Consider the following 16,779-nt stretch of genomic DNA (forward strand, 5'->3'; position numbering starts at 1 on the left):
TCCCGCCCGTGAAGGGCGTCCGGAGGTCAGGAACGCAGCTCGTTGATCTTGTCGCGGGCCACCGTCGCGAGCGTCGACATCTTGTGCGGCTGGCCGCGCAGGAACGCCTCGGTGAAGTGCTTCGCCTGCTCGTACCTGACCTTGCCGGGCATCGGCGGCTCGTTCGGGTTCACGTCGCAGTCCACCAGCGCCGGGCCCGGGTGCGCCAACGCCTCCCGGACCGCCCCGGAGACGTCCCCCGGCTCGGTGACCTTGACCCCGTACGCGCCGCAGCCGCGCGCCCAGGCGCCGAAGTCGGGCTCCGGCTCGCGGTGCCGCACCGCGTACTCGGGGTAGCCGAGGATGATCTGCTCCCAGAGGATCTGCCCGTACGAGTTGTTGTTGTTGACGATCACCTTCACCGGCAGGTCGTGCCGTACCGCCGTGAGGAACTCGGCCATCAGCATCGCGAAGCCGCCGTCGCCCGGGTACGCGATCACCTGCCGGCCCGGGTAGGCCTGCTGGATGCCGATGGCGTACGGCAGCCCGCAGGCCATCGTCGCCAGGTTGCCCGAGAGGTAGAACTCCCGCCCGCCCCGGATGGTCCAGTGCCGGGCCGCCCAGGTCGCCACCGTGCCCGAGTCACAGGTCAGGATCGCGTCGTCGGCGGCCAGCTCGTCGACGCAGCCCATCAGGTACTGCGGCGCGATCGGCCGGCGGCTCGCGTCCTGGAGCGCCCCCATCCGCGTCCGCCACTCGTCCCGCCCCTTCTGGTACTTCTCCAGGAACGAGCGGTCCCCGTTGCGCGGCAGCATCGGCAGCAGCGCCCGCAGCGTGCTGGCCGAGTCGGCGGTCAACGCCACCTCCACCGGCAGGCGCAACGCGCTCAGGCTGGCATCCAGGTCGATCTGCACGACCCGCGCCTGCCCCGGCGAGGGCAGGTACTTCCCGTACGGGAAGGAGGTGCCGACCATCAGCAGCGTGTCGCACTCCTCCATCAGCTCCTCGCTGGGCCGCGTACCGAGCAGCCCGAGCCCGCCGGTGGTGAGCGGGTGGTCGTCGGGCACCACGTGCTTGCCCGGGAGCGTCTTCACGATCGGCGCGCCGAGCGCGTCGGCGACCGCGACCACCTCCGCGCCCGCGTCCCGGGCACCGATCCCGACCAGCATGGCGACCTTCCTGCCGGCCGAGAGGACCTCCACGGCACGGGCCAGCTCCGCCGGCTCCGGCGCGACGGGCGGGCGCGACACGACCGTGCTGCTCCGCGGCGGCGTACCGGGGCTGACGTGCCGGTACGGGTCCTCCGCGGCCGGCGCGACCTGCACGTCGTTGGGAAAGGTCAGGTGCGACACCGTGCGGTTTGCCAGGGCGGTACGGATCGCGATGTCGACCACCCCGGGCAGTTGCTGCGGGTTGGTCACCATCAGGTTGTAGTCGGCGACGTCCTGGTACAGCAGTTGGGTGTGCACCTCCTGCTGGTAGTGCGAGCCCAGCACCGAGGTCTCCTGCATCCCGGTGATCGCCAGCACCGGCACGTGGTCGAGCTTCGCGTCGTAGAGGCCGTTCAGCAGGTGGATGGCGCCCGGCCCGGAGGTGGCCGCGCAGACGCCCAGCCGGCCGGTGGCCTTGGCGTACCCGGTCGCCATGAAGGCGGCCGCCTCCTCGTGGTGCACCAGCACGAACCGCAGCCGCGCCCGCTCGCGCCGGAACCCCTCCATCAGCCCGTTGATGCCGTCGCCGGGCAGGCCGAAGATCGTGTCGACCCCCCACTCGACCAACCGCCTGGCCAGGCACTGTCCCACGATCTCCTGCATCGGGCGGCACCCTTCCCCCGGCGCGTACCGACGACGCGCTCCCCGTCCCGCTACCCCTGCATCCGCACGACAAACCCCGCCGCGGCGGCCGGTCGGGCTCGCCGACCGGCCGCCACGGCACCCGTCACCGGTTGCCCTTGGCCTGTTGCTTGGCCATCATGGGGTCGGCGCCTCGGTCCATCCTCTTCATCGCGTCGCGCAACTGCTTCTCGTCCATCTTCGAGCTGCCCTCGATGCCCTTCTCGTGGGCACGCTGACGCATCTCGTGGAGATCTTCCCGACCGGCCATCTCCGGCCTCCCCTCGGTACGGCGGGCGCATCGCCCGCGCGGACTCCTGGCCCGCGCTTACCCGGTCGGGATGTCGCGAAACGGCGGACCGGACGCCGTCGCCGGGGCCGGCTACGGCCGCCGCCGGACCGGCCCGCTACGGCCGCTGGCCGGCCACCTCGACGGGCTGTTCGCCGTCCTCGTCCTCGCCCGGCTCGGGCATCCGCGGGCGCAGCCGCACCTTGGTGATGGCGTGCCCCGTGACCTCGACGACCTGCGCCGCGAAGGTGGGCAGCTCGACGGTCTCGCCGGGCCCGGTGGGGATGTGCCCGAGGCGGGCCAGCAGCAGCCCCGCGACGGTGGTGTAGTCGCCGCCGTCCGGTTCGTCCAGGTCCAGCCCGATGTCGGGCAGGTCGTGGATCGGGAACGTACCGGGCACGAGCAGCGCGCCGCCGGCCTCCCGTACCACGGCCTGGACGTCCCGGTCGGTCTCGTCGTAGATCTCGCCGACGATCTCCTCGACCAGGTCCTCCATCGTGACGATGCCGTCGTTGGCGCCGCGCTCGTCGACCACGAGCGCGAGCTGCTGGCGCTCCTGGCGCAGCTGGCGCATCGCGTCGGTGACGCCGAGGGTCTCCGGCAGGAACAGCGCCGGGGAGGCGTGGTCGGCGACGGTACCGGTGCCGTCGAGCAGGTCGCGCAGGTGCACCACGCCGATCACGTCGTCCAGCCCGCCGGAGGTGACGACCGGTGCCCGGCTGTGACCCGACTCGGCGAGCAGGCGCAGCCCCTCGGCCGTCGGCAGTTCGGCGCGGAGCGCGGTGACCTGTCCGCGCGGCACCAGGACCTCGCGCAGGATCCGGTCGGCGACCTCGAAGGCGCCGCTGATGATCGTACGGTGCTCGGCGGTCAGCCCCCGCTGCGCGGCGACCATCTCGCGCAACTCCTCCGCGCTGACCTCCTCCCGGCCGCCGTCGGGGTCGGCGCCGGTCAGCCGTACGACCAGGTTCGTCGCGCCGCCGAGCAGCCAGACCGCGGGCCGGGAGAACGACGAGAGCAGGTCGAGCGGCCGCGCCACCAGCAGCGCCCAGCCCTCGGCCCGCTGCATGGCGACCCGCTTCGGGGCCAGCTCGCCGAAGACCAGCGTGAAGAAGGTCAGCAGAATCGTCACGACGATGATGGAGACCGGGTCGGCGGCCGAGCCGAGGAAGCCGAGCAGCGGTACCAGCGGGGCGGCCAGCGACACCGCGGCGGCGGCCGAGGCCAGGAACCCGGCCAGGGTGATGCCGATCTGGATGGTGGCCAGGAAGCGGTTCGGGTCACGGGCCAGCCGGGCCAGCACGCGCCCGCCGCGCGAGGTCCGCTCCAGTCGCTGCAACTGGCTCTCGCGCAGCGAGACCAGGGCCATCTCGCTGCCCGAGAAGACCGCGTTGACCAGTACCAGCACCGCGACCAGCCCTACCTGTAAGCCGTACCCGCCCACTGTCACGCCTTCCGTGCCGGATCCTGCTCGGGCCCCAAACCTAGTCGGTACGCCCCTCGGGTGGGCGTCGCGGCACGACGCGGACCCGAGGCGGTCGGCCGGTACCCCTAGGATCTCCCGATGATCGATATCGCACGGTGGCTTCTGCACGACGCGGAGCCCGGACAGTGGACGCGGCCGGACGTCGAGGCGATGTGCGCCACTCGGGACTGGACGCTCGACGGCGACGGTGACGCGGTGGTCGTCCGCACCGGGTTGCCCACCGGTGACGGGGTACTGCGCCGAGCGCCCGACGGCGACCGCTACATCGGACTGTCGATCCCGCTCAGCGGGCCGCACGCCTCGGCGGCAGAAGCGAGCGACGCGTTCCGACGCGGCGGCCTCAGGCTGCACAAGCCGGAGGCGCTGGGCGAGTCGACCGCGCTGGGGCAGTCCATCGCGGTCGACGACTGGTTCGAGCCGCGATCGCCGTGGGGCACCCCGTTCCGCCAGTGGCGACGCGAGGACCGCCTGTTGGACCTGCGATTCGAGGGTGCACTGGTCGCGATCGCGCTCCAGCCGCGCAAGGTGGTCGAGGAACGCCGCTACGAGCGGTTCGTCTCGACGACACCGCACCGGGCCAGCGGCTTCTTCCTGGCCCGTGGCGGAGCCAACAGCGGCCTCGACCTGCCCGGCGGCTGGCTGGTCGACGACTGGGAGATCCTGCGGGACCAGCTCGCCCGCATGCTCACCGACCTGCCGACCGTCACCGCGGCGCTCGGTACGACCGTGAGTTTCCGGCTGTTCCTCGGTCCGACCACCGGCACCACCGCGTTCGTCGACGTCCTCTCCCGGGACCGCCTCGTGGTCTACGGAACCCTCGACCTGGTCCCCGAACCGGCCGCGCTGGGCTGGCAGCCCGCCGAGGGCGAGCCGGACCACACGCTCGGCTGGCGGCCGTTCATTCTGGGCCGGCTTCCCGACTGGTACGCGAGCGGTGGCGGCCCGGGCATGGTCGAGGGCGACCGGTTGGCGGATCTGATCGTCGAGACCGCGCTCGCCGCGGGCACCGCCCGGCCCGACAAGGCGATCGTCGAGTTCCTGTGGCGGCCGGAGCGGTTCTACCCCAAGATGTACGGCCTGAGCCTCGACGAGTAGGTCCCAGGTCCGGTCCGGGGTCGTGGGCGATCAGAGACCTGGTCGCGGGCTGGCCGGTGCCGCGGCCGGGAACCGGCGTCGGACCTACCCGTCCAGGGTCGGTGGCTTCGGCTCAGGCCAGGGCGCGGACGGCGGCGGTGGCCGCCACGGCGACCGCCACCACGACCAGGAACGGCGCGCGGAGCAGCAGGGCCACGGCGGCCGCCGCCAGCCCGGCGGCGCGGGCGTCGAGGACGAGTTGACCGCCGGTGCTGAAGGTCTGCTGGGCGGTCAGCGCGGCGAGCAGCGCCACCGGAAGCAACGCGGCGAGCCGCCGCACGGCCGGCCGTTCCAGGGCCCCGTCGGGTACCAGCAGACCGAGCAGCTTCGCGAGGTAACAGCCGACCGCCGTGACCGCGATCGCGATCCAGACGTTCACGGCCGTGTCTCCTTCCCGGACGAGGATTCCCGGCCTTCCGGCGGCCGATCGCCGGCGCGGTCACGGCCGGCGCGCGCGTCATCGGCGCGGCCGGAGGCGGCGCGCCCGGTGAGCCAGAGGGCGACGGGTGCGGCCAGCGCCGCCACCAGCACCGGTACGCCGACCGGCAGGACCGGTAGCAGGCCCAGTCCGAGCACGACGGCGGCCCCCGCGACGGCCCGCTCGGTCCCGGTACGCAGCATCGGGGCGAGCAGGGCCAGGAAGGCGGCGGGCCCCGCGGCGTCCAGCCCCCAGGCGTCGGTGTCGCCCAGCGCGCGGGCCCCGACGGCGCCGCCGAACGTGGTGAGGTTCCAGAGCAGGTAGAGCGAGAGGCCGGTGACCGCGAAGCCGAGCCGGGCGGCGCGCCGGGTCGGTTGGGCCAGCGCGACCGCGGTGGTCTCGTCGATGACCCAGTGCGCGGCGAACGGGCGTACCCATCGCGGCAGCCGGAGCAGCTGGGACAGGCGCAGCCCGTAGAAGGCGTTGCGTACCCCGAGGAAGAACGCCCCGGCCGCCGCGGTGAACGGGTTGCCGCCCGCCGCCAGCGCCCCGACCAGGGCGAACTGCGACGCGCCAGTGAAGACCAGCAGGCTGAGCAGACAGGTCTGCCACACCGGGACGCCGGCGCCGGCCGAGGTGACGCCGAAGGCGAAGCCCGAGAGTCCGACCGCGACGCCGACGCCGAGGGCGTCCCGTACGACGGCCAGGTCCGGCCGGGCCGGCGGGTCGGGCGCGGTGGCGTCCCCGGGACCGGCTGCGCAGGCCCCGGGCGCGGGTACGGTCTGCTCGGTCACGCCGACGACGCTATGCGGGGTCGAGGCGCCTGTCTTGTACGTTCTTGCAGCCGCCGGCCGGGCCGAGACCCGCGTCTCGGCGGCGCCCGGCGGCGGGTCAGCCGGTGCCGGCGGCCCGTTCGCGGCGGTAGGCGCCCGGCGGTACGCCCACGATGCGGGCGAAGTGACGGCTCAGGTGGGACTGGTCGGTGAAGCCCACCGCGGGCGCGACCTCCGCCGGGGTGGCGCCCGCCGCCAGCAGCCGCTGCGCCCGCTGCACCCGGGCGCTGGTGAGCCAGGCGTGCGGCGGCAGGCCGTACGCGGCGCGGAAGGCGCGCAGCAGCGCGAACGGGCTGGTGCCCAGGTCGGCGGCGAGCCGCCGCAGCGAGGGCGGATCGGCCAACCGGTCCTCCAGCACGGCGCGGGCGCTCGCCGCCAGGCGCGCCCCGGCGCTGGCGACGTCCCGCTGCGGCAGCGCGCCGCCGTTGCGCCGCAGCAGCCGGGTGACCACGAGCCGGAGCAGGGTGTCTGCCGCGAGCGCGTTGCGCTCGTCGGTCGCGCGCAGGACGCGGTGGACCAGCCGCACCGCGTACGGGTCCGCGAAGACGGGCACGGCGAAGCCCGGCGTACCGCGGATCGTGGTGGTCTCCGCCGCGATCTCCCGGACCAGTTCCACGGTCGGGTACAGCACGCCGTACCGCCAGCCCTCCGGCCGCAGGGCGTGTCCGGTGTGCGACACCTCCGGGTTGACCAGGGCGAGGCTGCCCGCGGGCGCGTACTGCTCGCTGCCGCCGTGGTGGAACACCTCGACGCCCACGCTGATGCCGGCGATGACGAAGGTGGGGTGGGTGTGCCGGACGAAGTTCTTGTGGATGTAGTGGGCGCGCAGCAGGTCCACCCCGGGCAGGTCGGGGAAACGCCAGTGCCGCGCCTGTTCCCGGACCCCGTCACGAACCACCGGGCCACGGTACCGGCCGGCCGCCGCGCCCCCGGCCGGGGTTACTGGGCGGCGAGCACCTTGCGTAGCTCCTCGATCACCCGGTCCTGCACGTCCTCGGCGAGGCTCGGATACATCGGCAGCGAGAAGATCTCGTCGGCCAACGCCTCGGTGACCGGCAGCGAACCGGTCCGGTAGCCCAGGTGGGCGAAGCCGGTCATGGTGTGTACCGGCCACGGATAGCTGATGTTGAGTGAGATGTCGCGCTCCCGCAGCGCGGCCAGGATCTCGTCCCGACGGGGGTGCCGGACGACGTAGACGTAGTAGACATGCTCGTTGCCGGGCAGCACGGTCGGGAGGACGAGTTCGGTGCCGGCCAGCCCCTCGGCGTAGCGCCGGGCGATGGCGCGCCGGGCGTCGATGTACGCGTCGAGACGGCGCAGCTTGCGGCGCAGAATCTCCGCCTGCAGCTCGTCCAGCCGGCTGTTGTGGCCCGGGGTGCGGGTCACGTAGTAACGCTCCTCCATGCCGTAGTACCGCAGCTGGCGCAGCCGCCGGGCGACCTCCTCGTCGACGGTCGTCACCGCCCCGCCGTCGCCGTACGCACCGAGGACCTTCGTGGGGTAGAAGGAGAAGGCCGCGGCCCGACCGGTGGTGCCGGCCAGTCGGCCGTGCCGGCGGGCCCCGTGCGCCTGCGCGCAGTCCTCCACGACCTCCAGGCCGTGCTTCTCGGCGAGTTCCCGCAACGGCGCGAGATCGACGCACTGGCCGTAGAGGTGGACCGGGAGCAGGCACCGGGTGCGCGCGGTGAGCGCGTCCGCGACCTGACTGACGTCCATCAGGTAGGTGTCGCGGTCGACGTCGACGAAGACCGGCGTCGCGCCCACCGCGTCGATCGCCACCACGGTCGGCGCCGCGGTGTTCGAAACCGTGATCACCTCGTCGCCCGGCCCGATCCCGAGCGCCTGCAGGGCGAGCTTGATGGCATTGGTGCCGTTGTCGACCGAGACGCAGTGCGGCACCCCGTGATAGGCGGCGTACTCCTGCTCGAAACCGCGTACGCTCTCACCCAGAATCAGCCTGCCGGAACGGAAGACCTTCTCGACGGCGTCGTGAATGTCGGCGCGCTCGTTCTCGTATTCCCGTAGGTAATCCCACACAAGAGTAGTCAAGGACAGCACCACCTCTCGTTGCCCGATGCCGGATGACCAGGCAGCACGTCGGGGATCGCGCACCTGCCCACTCCACCCCGTTAGTTCTATCGCGGGCACCTATCAATTCCCTAGAAGTGCTCTCAACTCGCGCCGCATCGCCTTGCTCGGCGTTCCGGCCAATCAGTAGCATCCATTCATCCAGGTGGAGGTACGCGATGAGGGGAATACTGTTCGCGGGCGGGAGCGGAACCAGACTCCATCCGACAACACTCGCGGTGTCCAAACAGCTCCTACCCGTCCCCGACAAACCGATGGTCCACTACCCGCTCCCGGTTCTCGCGCTCGCCGGCATCCGGGATGTCCCGGTCGGCCCGCCGCCGCCGGCGATCCCGCGGCTCCGACCGCCGCTCGGCGACGGTCCGGTCGCGCTGTTCCTCGACGAACTGGCGGCGGCCCGGTGACGCCCCCGCCCGCCGTGCTGGGTCGGCGCATCCAGTTGATCCACGCCGCCCAGTGGTTGTACGCGGCCGACGGCGACGGGTACGCGACGATCGCCCGGGGCTTCGACGAGGACCCCTGGCCCGGGTACGCCCGGCTCCGCACCGCCGCCCCCCTGTCGCGCAGCCGCACCGGGGTATGGACGACCACCCGGTACGCCACGGGCGCGGCGCTCCTCGACGACGCGCGGTTCGCCCGCACCCGGGCCGACGGGGCCGCCACGCCGACGCAGGTGCTCACCCTGCCCGAGCTGATCGGCACGCCGGACGAGGAGTTCGACCGGCTCGCCGAGTCGCTCGCGCCGGTACTCGACGACGCGGCGACCACGCGGTGCCGCGAGTGGGCGGAGCGTGCGGGCGGACGGCTCCTCGACGCCGGGCCGCCCCGGTGCGACCTGGTGCGGGACGTGCTCCGGCCGGCCGTCGTGGGGCTCCTGGCCGAACTACTGGAGCTCGGCGCGGCGGAACGGGCCCGGTTCGCCGAGCACTGTGCGGCCGTCGAGCCGGCGCTGGACAGCCTGGTCTGTCCGCAACCGCTCGACCGTACCCGCCGGATGCTGGGCGCCCTGCGCGACCTCGGCGCCGTACCCGGCCGGCGGCCCGGCGTGCTGCTGGCCGCGCTCGGCGCGCCGATGGCGACCGTACTGGCGACGAACGCCGTCGCGGCGCTGTTCGACCGCCCGGGTGAGTGGTCCAGGGTCGCGGCCGATCCCACCCGGGCCGCCCGCGTGGTGGCCGAGACCCGGCGTTACGACCCGCCGGTACAGCTGGACGCGCTGGTGGCGCGGCGGGACCTCGAACTCGCCGGCCAGCCGCTGGCGGCGGGCGACCAGGTGGTCGTGGTGATCGCGGCGGCGAACCGGGACCCGGACGCGTTCGCGCGGCCGGACCGCTTCGACCCCGACCGGACGGAGACCGTTGCCCCACTCTCCCCCGCGCCGCCGCACCGGCTGGTCGAACCGTTCGCCGTGGCCGTCGCCGAGGGGCTGGTACGCGCGCTGGCCGTGCACCGTCCGCAGCTGCGACCGGACGGACCGCTGCTGCGCCAGCTGAGGGCGCCGGTGACCCGGCGCGTCCTGCGTTTCCCCGTCGCCGCCGGAGAGCCGGACCGATCGATCGGACTGCCATGAGGGTTCTCTTCGCCACGCTGCCGCACAGCACACACTGGTACCCGCTCGTCCCGCTCGCCTGGGCACTGCGTACCGCCGGGCACGAGGTACGGGTCGCGAGCGAACCGGAGCTGGTCGACGTCATCACCGGCACCGGCCTGACCGCGGTGCCCGTCGGGCGCCGGAACTGGGCCGACGACGACCCGGCCGGACGGGCCCTGCTCGACGCGATCCACGACGAGGCGTTCGCGCACCTCTGCGCCTTCGACTTCGCCGGGCGGGACCCGGCGCAGTGGACCTGGGAGCGGCTGCTGTGCCTGGAGCACGTCACGGTACCGGGACACAGCGCCGTGCTGGGCAACGACTCGGTCCTCGACGAACTCGTCGCCTTCGCCCGCGCCTGGCGGCCGGACCTGGTCGTCTGGGAGACGTACACGGTCGCCGGCGCGGTGGCGGCCACCGTCGTGGGCGCGGCGCACGCCCGGATGATCGCCGGCCCGGACGTGACGATGCGGGTACGCCGGGAGTTCTTGCGGCAGACGGGGAAGCGCCCCGTCGAGCACCGTTTCGACCCCACCGCCGAGTGGCTGGGCTGGACGCTGGAGCGGCTCGGGTGCGCCGAACCGTTCACCGAGGAGCTGGTGACGGGGCAGTGGACGATCGACTCGACGCCGGCCAGTACCCGGCTCGACGCGGACCGGTCGACCGTGCCGATGCGTTACGTCCCGTTCAACGGGCCGTCGGTGCTCCCCCACTGGCTCCGTACGCCCGCGGCGCGGCCCCGGATCTGCCTCACCTTCGGGGTCTCCGAGTGGGTGGCGCAGTGGTTGACCGACGAGAGGCTCGCCGACCTGTTGGGCGCCCTCGCCGAGCTGGACGTCGAGGTGGTGGTGACCGGCGTGGCCGACCGGGCCGAGCGGCTGCGGACGGGTGCGCCGAACGTCCGCCTGGTCGGCTTCGTACCGCTCAACGATCTTCTGCCGACCTGCGCCGCGGTGGTGCACCACGGTGGCGTCGGCACGAAGGCGACGGCCGAGCTGCACGGGGTGCCACAGGTGATCCTCTCGTTCGGGGCGGACACGACGCTCATGGGCGAACAGGTCGAGCGCCTCGGCGCGGGGCTGTGGCAGCCGATCGCCGACGTCACGCCGGCATCGCTGCGGCAGCGGGTGGCCCGCGTGGTCGGCGAGGAGTCCTTCGCCGCGGGCGCCCGGCGGCTGCGCGACGAGCTGCTGGCCGCCCCGAGCCCCAACGAGGTCGTACCGGTCCTGGAGAAGCTGACCGCCGAGCGCCGGGGCAGGCCGCGCTGACCCACCGGGTCGCGGGCGGGGCCGAGGAGCGCGTGGCGCGGCGCCGCGCCACGCGGGCGGAGGACACCACCTCCGGGCGCCGCGGAACGGGCGGGCGCGCAGGTACGGCGGGCGGGCGCGGAGGCTCGGATCAGCCGGCCGGGCCGGCGGGGGCGGCCTCGGCGCAGAGGCTGTGCAGGCAGGCGACCAGGCTGCGGGCCTGAATGTTCAGGTAGTAGCTGTGCCGGAGCAGGCCGGCCAGCTGGTGCAGGGTCAGCCAGCGGAAGTCGGGGTGTTCGCCCCGGAACCCGGGCTTCGCCTCCACGACCAGGTAGCGGTTGCGGGCGTGGTAGAAGCGACCGCCCTCCTCCGAGAGGATGGTGTCGAACCTGATCTGGTCGGGCTCGGCGCCCAACACCTCGGGCAGGAATCTCGGCCACGCCGAGCCCGGCAGCCGCTGGTAGTTCGCCAGCGTGCACTGCACGGTGGGGGCGAGTTCGACCACGTCCACCAGGCCGGGTTCCGCCCGGGCCTGCACGAGTACGTGCAGCACCCCGTCGACGTTCTTCACCACGAAGGCCAGCAGGCCCTGGCCGACCGGCTCGATCATCGGCTGCATCCAGTGGCCGACCTCCCGGCCGCCGGCGGTCACGTCGACGCCGATGACGTCGAAGAAGAGGCCGCTCTCGTGGGCGATCCGCCCGTCGGCGTGGCGCCAGCCCCGCAGCCGGTTGAGCGGTATCCGTCGGGCGTGCACGTCGGTGCGGGTGCGGATGTCGGTGATCCAGCTCAGGATCTGCCCGTCCGTGTGGAGGGCGCTCCGCTCGGTACCGAGGGAGGCGATCAGCGCGGCGTGGAAGGCGTCGCGCGGCGGGCCGTACGCGGTACCGGCCGCGGCGCCGGCGAAGGGCAGGCAGGAGAGGACGGTGCGCGCGTCGACGTTGACCAGGTTGTCCACCGCCAGCAGGCGATGCACCTCCCCCAGCGTCAACCAGCAGAATCCGTCCTCCAGCGGCACCTCGTCGGTGGTCTCGATGACCATGTTGCGGTTGCGTTTGCGGTAGAACCAGGAGCCCTGTTCCGACTGCCGCACGTCCACCAGGACGCGGTGCGGAGCGCTCGTGCGAAAGAAGTCCAGGTACGGCACGGACTTGCCGCTGTGCACCCTGGTGTAGTTGCTCCGGGTCGCCTGCACGGTGGGAGAAAGCTGCAGCCCGTTGCAGTTTCCCGGCTCCGCCTTGGCCTGCATCAGACAGTGCAGTACGCCGTCGAAGTTCTTCACCAGGATGCCGAGGATGCCGACCTCTGGTTGGTTGATGATCGGCTGATCCCACCGCGGCACCTTGGCCTGGGGCATGTGGACCTCCAGCCCCTCGACGGTGAAGAACTTGCCGCTGCGGTGCGCCACGTTCCCGGTCGTCCGGTCCACGCGCCAGCCGGCCAGCTCGTCCAGCGGCACCCGTCCCGCCCGGGTGTACATGTGCCGGCCGAGACCCGTCAGCCACCGGCCGAATTCCTCCGGGTCCGAACCCCGGCCGGCGCCGGACAGTACGGACTCTGCAATTCTCTCCGGTACGGATCTTTCATGCCTCGACAATGTCACGCGACGGACCGCGACGTGATCCGTCATGAGGGCTCTCCTGCCTGCATGGCTTGCATCGTACACATAGAAAACTGCCACTTGAACCGTTCTCCACCGAATTGCGGCCGATATTCAAGCGAGCCTTGGCGGGCCGCGTGAATCAGATACCTTCCGGCACGCGGCCGAATTCCGGACACATTGATGGCGAGCATTTCTCTACCCCGTTTCAAGCTCAGCCCTAGCGGGAAACGGAATGGTGTCACCATGGAGATCAAACAACTCAAGGTGGCGGACGCCTACCTGATCCGACCGAGGATCTTCCCAGACTCCCGCGGGGCCTTCCTGGAATCCTTCAGCCAGCCGGCCTTCCAGGACACCGTCGGCTATCCGCTCGTCGTCAACCAGGTCAATTGTTCGATCTCCCGGAAAGGTACGGTACGCGGGCTGCACAGTACCGTGCTGCCGCCGGGTCAGGCCCGCTACATCACCTGCGTACAGGGCGCGATCGTGGACATCGTCGTCGACCTGCGGATCGGGTCACCCACCTTCGGCGAGCACGTACCGGTCCGGCTGGACGGCGAGTCACGGCACGCGCTGTACCTCGCCGAGGGCCTCTCGCACGGCTTCTCCCCGATCTCCGCCGAGGCGACCGTCATCTATCTCTGTTCGAGCACCTACGACCCCCCGGGCGAGATCCGCGTGCATCCCCTCGACCCCGAGCTCGCCCTGCCGTGGCCGGACCGCCACGACGTGATCCTGTCGGAGAAGGACCGCACGGCTCCGAGCCTGCAGGAGGCGCTCCGTCTCGGCACGCTGCCCAGCTACGTCGAGTGCCGGGAGTTCGTCGACAGGCTGCGCGCCGGTGACCCGCTCCAGGGGCGGAACCCGGCCGCCGCGCCACTCAACCTCGCCCAGCCCGGAGGTTACCGGTGATACCCCTGTTCAAGGTGGCGATGTCGGAGTCCGCCGCCGGTGCGGTCGCCGACGTACTCGCCAGCGGCAGCGTGGGCCAGGGTCCCCTGGTGAAGCGGTTCGAGCAGGCGCTGGCCGAGCGCCTCGGCAACCACCGGGTGGTGACCGTCAACAGCGCGACGGCCGGACTGCACCTGGCGCTGCGCCTGGTGACCGACGAACCGGGACAGGCGCCCGGGGAGGTGCTGTCGACGCCCCTGACGTTCGAGGCCACCAACTTCGCGGTGCTCGCCAACCGGCTGCCGATCCGCTGGGTGGACGTCGACCCGCAGACCCTCAACGTGGACCTCGACGACCTGGCCCGAAAGATCACGCCGGCCACCCGAGCCATCATGATCGTGCACTTCGCCGGCTTCCCGGTGGACCTCGCCCGCCTCAGCCGGATCCTCGACGACGCGGAGGCGGCGTACGGGGTACGGCCCGTCGTGATCGAGGACTGCGCGCACGCCTGGGGTGCCACGTACCAGGGCGTCCCGCTTGGCAACCACGGCAACATCTCGGTCTTCAGCTTCCAGGCGATCAAACACCTCACCTGTGTGGACGGCGGCCTGCTGGTGCTGCCCGAGGACGGCTGGCACCGCCGCGCCCGGCTGCTGCGCTGGTTCGGCATCGACCGGGAGGCCGACCGGCTGCGCAAGGCGCCCGAGGTGGACGAGTGGGGCTACAAGTTCCACATGAACGACGTGAACGCCGCCATCGGGCTGGCCAACCTGGCGCGGGTGGACGAGATCGTGGCACGGCACCGCGCGAACGCGGCCTTCTACGACCGGGCGCTGGCGGGAGCCCCCGGACTGGAGATCATCCGGCGGAGCGAGCACCACTCGCCGTCGTACTGGGTCTACCCGCTGCGGGTGCAGAACCGCAACGCCTTCGTCAAGCGGATGGACGAGGCCGGCATCGCGGTCAGCCAGGTGCACGAGCGCAACGACCGGCACCCCTGCGTGCGGCAGTACCGCGCACTCCTGCCCGGCATGGACCGGGTGGCGGAGGAACTGATCTGCATTCCGGTCGGCTGGTGGCTCTCCGAGCGGGACCGGCAGCACGTCGCCGACGTGATCAGGGCCGGCTGGTGACCACCGGCGCGGCGACCGGCCTGCACGTCGCCGTGCTGGGCGCGACCGGCAGCGTCGGCCGGCAGGTGTGCCGGATCCTCGCCCGGAGGGGTCACCGGGTGCTGGCCGTCGCCCGGCGGCACGCACCGCACGTCGCGGAGCACCCGTTCGTGCCGCTCGATCTCGTCGCCGCCACGCCGTGCCAACTCGCCGACCTCTTCCGGTCCCGGCGGGTGGAGGTGGTGGTCAACGCGGCCGGCCAGTGGGGGCCCGACGAGCGGGACATGCGGCGCGCGCACGAGGGGCTGGTGGCGCAGTTGCTGAGGGCGATCGCGCTCGGCTCCGGTACGCCACGGCTGGTGCAGATCGGCTCCATCCACGAGTACGGCACGGTACCCGCGGGCGCGTTGATCGACGAGACGACGCCGACCAACCCCACGAACGCGTACGCCCGCACCAAACTGGTCGGCTCGGAGGCCGTGCTGGCCGCCACCCGGGCCGGGCGGGCGACCGGGCTGGTGCTCCGCCCGGCGAACATGTGCGGCCCGTACCCGCCGCGGGAGACGTTCCTCGCGGCGCTGCTGGAGCGGCTCCGCGCCGCGGGCGGCACGGACGAGTGTGTCCCGATCAGCATCGGTACGGCCCGACGGGACTTCGTCGACGTACGCGACGTCGCGGAGGCGGTGGTGCGGGCCGCCGAGTCCACCGCCACCGGCCAGGCCGTCAACCTGGGACGCGGGGTCGCCGTGCACATCGAGGAACTGGTCGACCTGCTGATCCGGGCCGTGGGCTTTCCGGCCGGGCGGGTCCGGAAGGCGTACGGCCCGGTGGCGAGCCGGGGCGGGGACTGGACCCGGGTCGACATCCGGCGCGCCCGGAGGCTTCTCGGCTGGTCGCCCCGGGTGAGCCTGGCCGACTCGATCCGGGCGATGGTGGATGCGCGCTGAGCGGTACCCGCCGGTGCCGCGCCCCGACCGCCCGCCCGGACCCGTCGGCGCGGTGCTCGGCGTGCCAGGTCGCTGGCACGCCGACCGGACCGCTGGCCGCCGGGTTCAGATGACCCGCACCCGGGGCACGTACATGATCCACTTACCGCCGGCGTCCCGGAACGACCGCTCCCTCGCGATGATCTCGTCGGCGTGGTTCCAGGCGAAGAGCACCGCGTAGTCCGGGCGGGCGGCGGCGAACTCCTCCCCCGGCCGGACCGGGATGTGCGAGCCCGGCATCAACCGCCCCTGCTTGGCCGGGGTGGTGTCGTAGACGACGGAGACCAGGTCGCGGTCGATCCCGCAGTAGTTGGTCACCGTGGCGCTCTTCGCGGTGGCGCCGTACCCCACCACCCGCTTGCCCTCCGCCCGCAGTGTACGCAGCAGCTCCGTCAGGTCGGTACGGATCTTCCGCACGTGCCGGGCGAAGTCGGCGAAGGCCGCCGGGTTGCCGAGGTCGCGGGCGCGCTCCTCGGCCAGCAGCGCGTCGACCGCCGGCGTGGGCCCGCGCTGGCCGCGCCGGGCCAGCCAGTACCGCACCTCTCCCCCGTGCACCGGGAGCCGCTCCACGTCGACCAGCTCGAACCCGAACCGCCGCGCGACGGCCCGCACCGAAGTGGCCGTGAAGAAGTAGAAGTGCTCGTCGTAGATCTGGTCGAAGGAGTGCCGTTCGAGGATGTCACCGAGGTACGGGTCCTCGAACACGAAGACCCCGCCCGGCTTCAGCAGCACGTCCACGCCGCGGAAGATCGAGTCGAGGTACGGGATGTGGCAAATGGTGTTCGCCGCGTAGATGACGTCCGCCTGCCCCTCGGTCGAGCGGATGTCGGCCGCGGTCGCCTCCTCGAAGAAGTCGACCCGGACCCGTACGCCGTTGTCCCGTGCCAACTGCGCCACGCCGCCCGAGGGCTCGACCCCGAGATGCCGGACGCCCGCCTTGCCGATGTTCCTGAGCATGACCCCGTCGTTGCAGCCCAGCTCGACGGCGAAGCTCTCCGGGCCGGTCAGCTCGCGCTCGAGGAACCGCTGCGCCGTCCGCTCGAAGTGGCTACGCATGACGGTCGAGCCGGACGAGTGGTACGGGTAGTCGTGGTGGAACATCCGGTCCCGGGGGACCTCCTCCACGAGCTGCACCATGGAACACGACTCGCAGACCCCCACCGCGAGACGGAAGAAGAACTCGTCGTCGGTCTCGTGTGGTCGTGGAAAGGCGTCGGAGAGGGGTTGGCGACCGAAGTCGAAGAACTCGTGCAGATTGCCACCGCAGATACGACACACGGGAATTCCTCC

The 16,779-nt window shown here is 72.4% G+C and carries 15 protein-coding genes and 1 pseudogene; 7 read left to right on the forward strand and 9 right to left on the reverse strand.

From position 1 onward, the window contains the following. Positions 1 to 26 precede the first annotated feature (26 nt). The 3 genes from AB0J86_RS03255 to AB0J86_RS03265 all read right to left on the reverse strand — a co-directional run bounded on the left by AB0J86_RS03255 (position 27) and on the right by AB0J86_RS03265 (position 3,544). Entirely contained in the window at positions 27 to 1,793 is a 1,767-nt protein-coding gene (locus AB0J86_RS03255) for a thiamine pyrophosphate-dependent enzyme (RefSeq protein WP_363851748.1), read from the reverse strand. Between the two features lie 124 nt (positions 1,794 to 1,917). Continuing rightward, positions 1,918 to 2,055: a hypothetical protein gene (locus AB0J86_RS03260; protein WP_363851751.1), complete on the reverse strand. Its 138-nt coding sequence runs from the start codon at positions 2,053 to 2,055 to the stop codon at positions 1,918 to 1,920. Positions 2,056 to 2,218: 163 nt separating this feature from the next. Next, the gene (locus tag AB0J86_RS03265) at positions 2,219 to 3,544 is read right to left on the reverse strand and encodes a hemolysin family protein (RefSeq protein ID WP_363851753.1); all 1,326 of its coding nucleotides are present in this window, start codon (positions 3,542 to 3,544) and stop codon (positions 2,219 to 2,221) included. Between the two features lie 120 nt (positions 3,545 to 3,664). Between AB0J86_RS03265 and AB0J86_RS03270 the strand changes: the two genes are divergently transcribed. Beyond that, complete coding sequence (locus tag AB0J86_RS03270) at positions 3,665 to 4,681, forward strand: hypothetical protein (protein WP_363851756.1); 1,017 nt, start codon at positions 3,665 to 3,667, stop codon at positions 4,679 to 4,681. Between the two features lie 112 nt (positions 4,682 to 4,793). Here AB0J86_RS03270 and AB0J86_RS03275 read toward each other — a convergent pair whose 3' ends face one another. The 4 genes from AB0J86_RS03275 to AB0J86_RS03290 form a co-directional block, all read right to left on the reverse strand. Then, on the reverse strand, positions 4,794 to 5,099 hold the full coding sequence (locus tag AB0J86_RS03275; protein WP_363851759.1) for an AzlD domain-containing protein: 306 nt from the start codon (positions 5,097 to 5,099) through the stop codon (positions 4,794 to 4,796). Next, on the reverse strand, positions 5,096 to 5,932 hold the full coding sequence (locus AB0J86_RS03280; RefSeq protein ID WP_363851762.1) for an AzlC family ABC transporter permease: 837 nt from the start codon (positions 5,930 to 5,932) through the stop codon (positions 5,096 to 5,098). The genes AB0J86_RS03275 and AB0J86_RS03280 overlap by 4 nt, the downstream gene beginning before the upstream one ends. Positions 5,933 to 6,029: 97 nt before the next feature. Continuing rightward, the gene (locus AB0J86_RS03285; RefSeq protein WP_363851765.1) at positions 6,030 to 6,869 is read right to left on the reverse strand and encodes an AraC family transcriptional regulator; all 840 of its coding nucleotides are present in this window, start codon (positions 6,867 to 6,869) and stop codon (positions 6,030 to 6,032) included. Between the two features lie 41 nt (positions 6,870 to 6,910). Then, a complete protein-coding gene (locus tag AB0J86_RS03290; RefSeq protein WP_363851768.1) occupies positions 6,911 to 8,020 on the reverse strand; it encodes a DegT/DnrJ/EryC1/StrS family aminotransferase in 1,110 nt (369 codons plus the stop codon). A 197-nt stretch (positions 8,021 to 8,217) separates the two neighbouring features. Between AB0J86_RS03290 and AB0J86_RS03295 the strand changes: the two are divergent. The 3 genes and pseudogenes from AB0J86_RS03295 to AB0J86_RS03305 form a co-directional block, all read left to right on the forward strand. After that, a pseudogene (locus AB0J86_RS03295) lies at positions 8,218 to 8,370 on the forward strand (sugar phosphate nucleotidyltransferase); the annotation flags it as partial. A gap of 89 nt (positions 8,371 to 8,459) precedes the next feature. After that, entirely contained in the window at positions 8,460 to 9,629 is a 1,170-nt protein-coding gene (locus tag AB0J86_RS03300) for a P450-derived glycosyltransferase activator (RefSeq protein ID WP_363851771.1), read from the forward strand. After that, entirely contained in the window at positions 9,626 to 10,918 is a 1,293-nt protein-coding gene (locus tag AB0J86_RS03305; protein ID WP_363851773.1) for an activator-dependent family glycosyltransferase, read from the forward strand. Before AB0J86_RS03300 ends, AB0J86_RS03305 begins: the two co-directional genes overlap by 4 nt. 130 nt (positions 10,919 to 11,048) lie before the next feature. Here AB0J86_RS03305 and AB0J86_RS03310 read toward each other — a convergent pair whose 3' ends face one another. Continuing rightward, complete coding sequence (locus AB0J86_RS03310) at positions 11,049 to 12,527, reverse strand: NDP-hexose 2,3-dehydratase family protein (RefSeq protein ID WP_363851776.1); 1,479 nt, start codon at positions 12,525 to 12,527, stop codon at positions 11,049 to 11,051. Between the two features lie 216 nt (positions 12,528 to 12,743). Here AB0J86_RS03310 and rfbC point away from each other — a divergent pair, with 216 nt between their 5' ends. From rfbC to AB0J86_RS03325, 3 genes are read left to right on the forward strand one after another with little or no spacing between them, the layout of a single operon-like run. Beyond that, positions 12,744 to 13,412, forward strand: coding sequence for a dTDP-4-dehydrorhamnose 3,5-epimerase (gene rfbC / locus AB0J86_RS03315; RefSeq protein WP_363851779.1), 669 nt, complete (start codon positions 12,744 to 12,746; stop codon positions 13,410 to 13,412). Next, on the forward strand, positions 13,409 to 14,524 hold the full coding sequence (locus AB0J86_RS03320) for a DegT/DnrJ/EryC1/StrS family aminotransferase (protein ID WP_363851781.1): 1,116 nt from the start codon (positions 13,409 to 13,411) through the stop codon (positions 14,522 to 14,524). The genes rfbC and AB0J86_RS03320 overlap by 4 nt, the downstream gene beginning before the upstream one ends. Continuing rightward, the gene (locus AB0J86_RS03325) at positions 14,521 to 15,450 is read left to right on the forward strand and encodes an NAD(P)-dependent oxidoreductase (RefSeq protein ID WP_363851784.1); all 930 of its coding nucleotides are present in this window, start codon (positions 14,521 to 14,523) and stop codon (positions 15,448 to 15,450) included. The genes AB0J86_RS03320 and AB0J86_RS03325 overlap by 4 nt, the downstream gene beginning before the upstream one ends. 105 nt (positions 15,451 to 15,555) lie before the next feature. On the opposite strand, the gene AB0J86_RS03330 is transcribed toward AB0J86_RS03325, so the two are convergent. Further along, the gene (locus tag AB0J86_RS03330) at positions 15,556 to 16,773 is read right to left on the reverse strand and encodes a class I SAM-dependent methyltransferase (RefSeq protein ID WP_363853017.1); all 1,218 of its coding nucleotides are present in this window, start codon (positions 16,771 to 16,773) and stop codon (positions 15,556 to 15,558) included. Positions 16,774 to 16,779 lie beyond the last annotated feature (6 nt).

Source organism: Micromonospora sp. NPDC049559, from assembly GCF_040676675.1.
Taxonomy (GTDB): domain Bacteria; phylum Actinomycetota; class Actinomycetes; order Mycobacteriales; family Micromonosporaceae; genus JBFAPK01.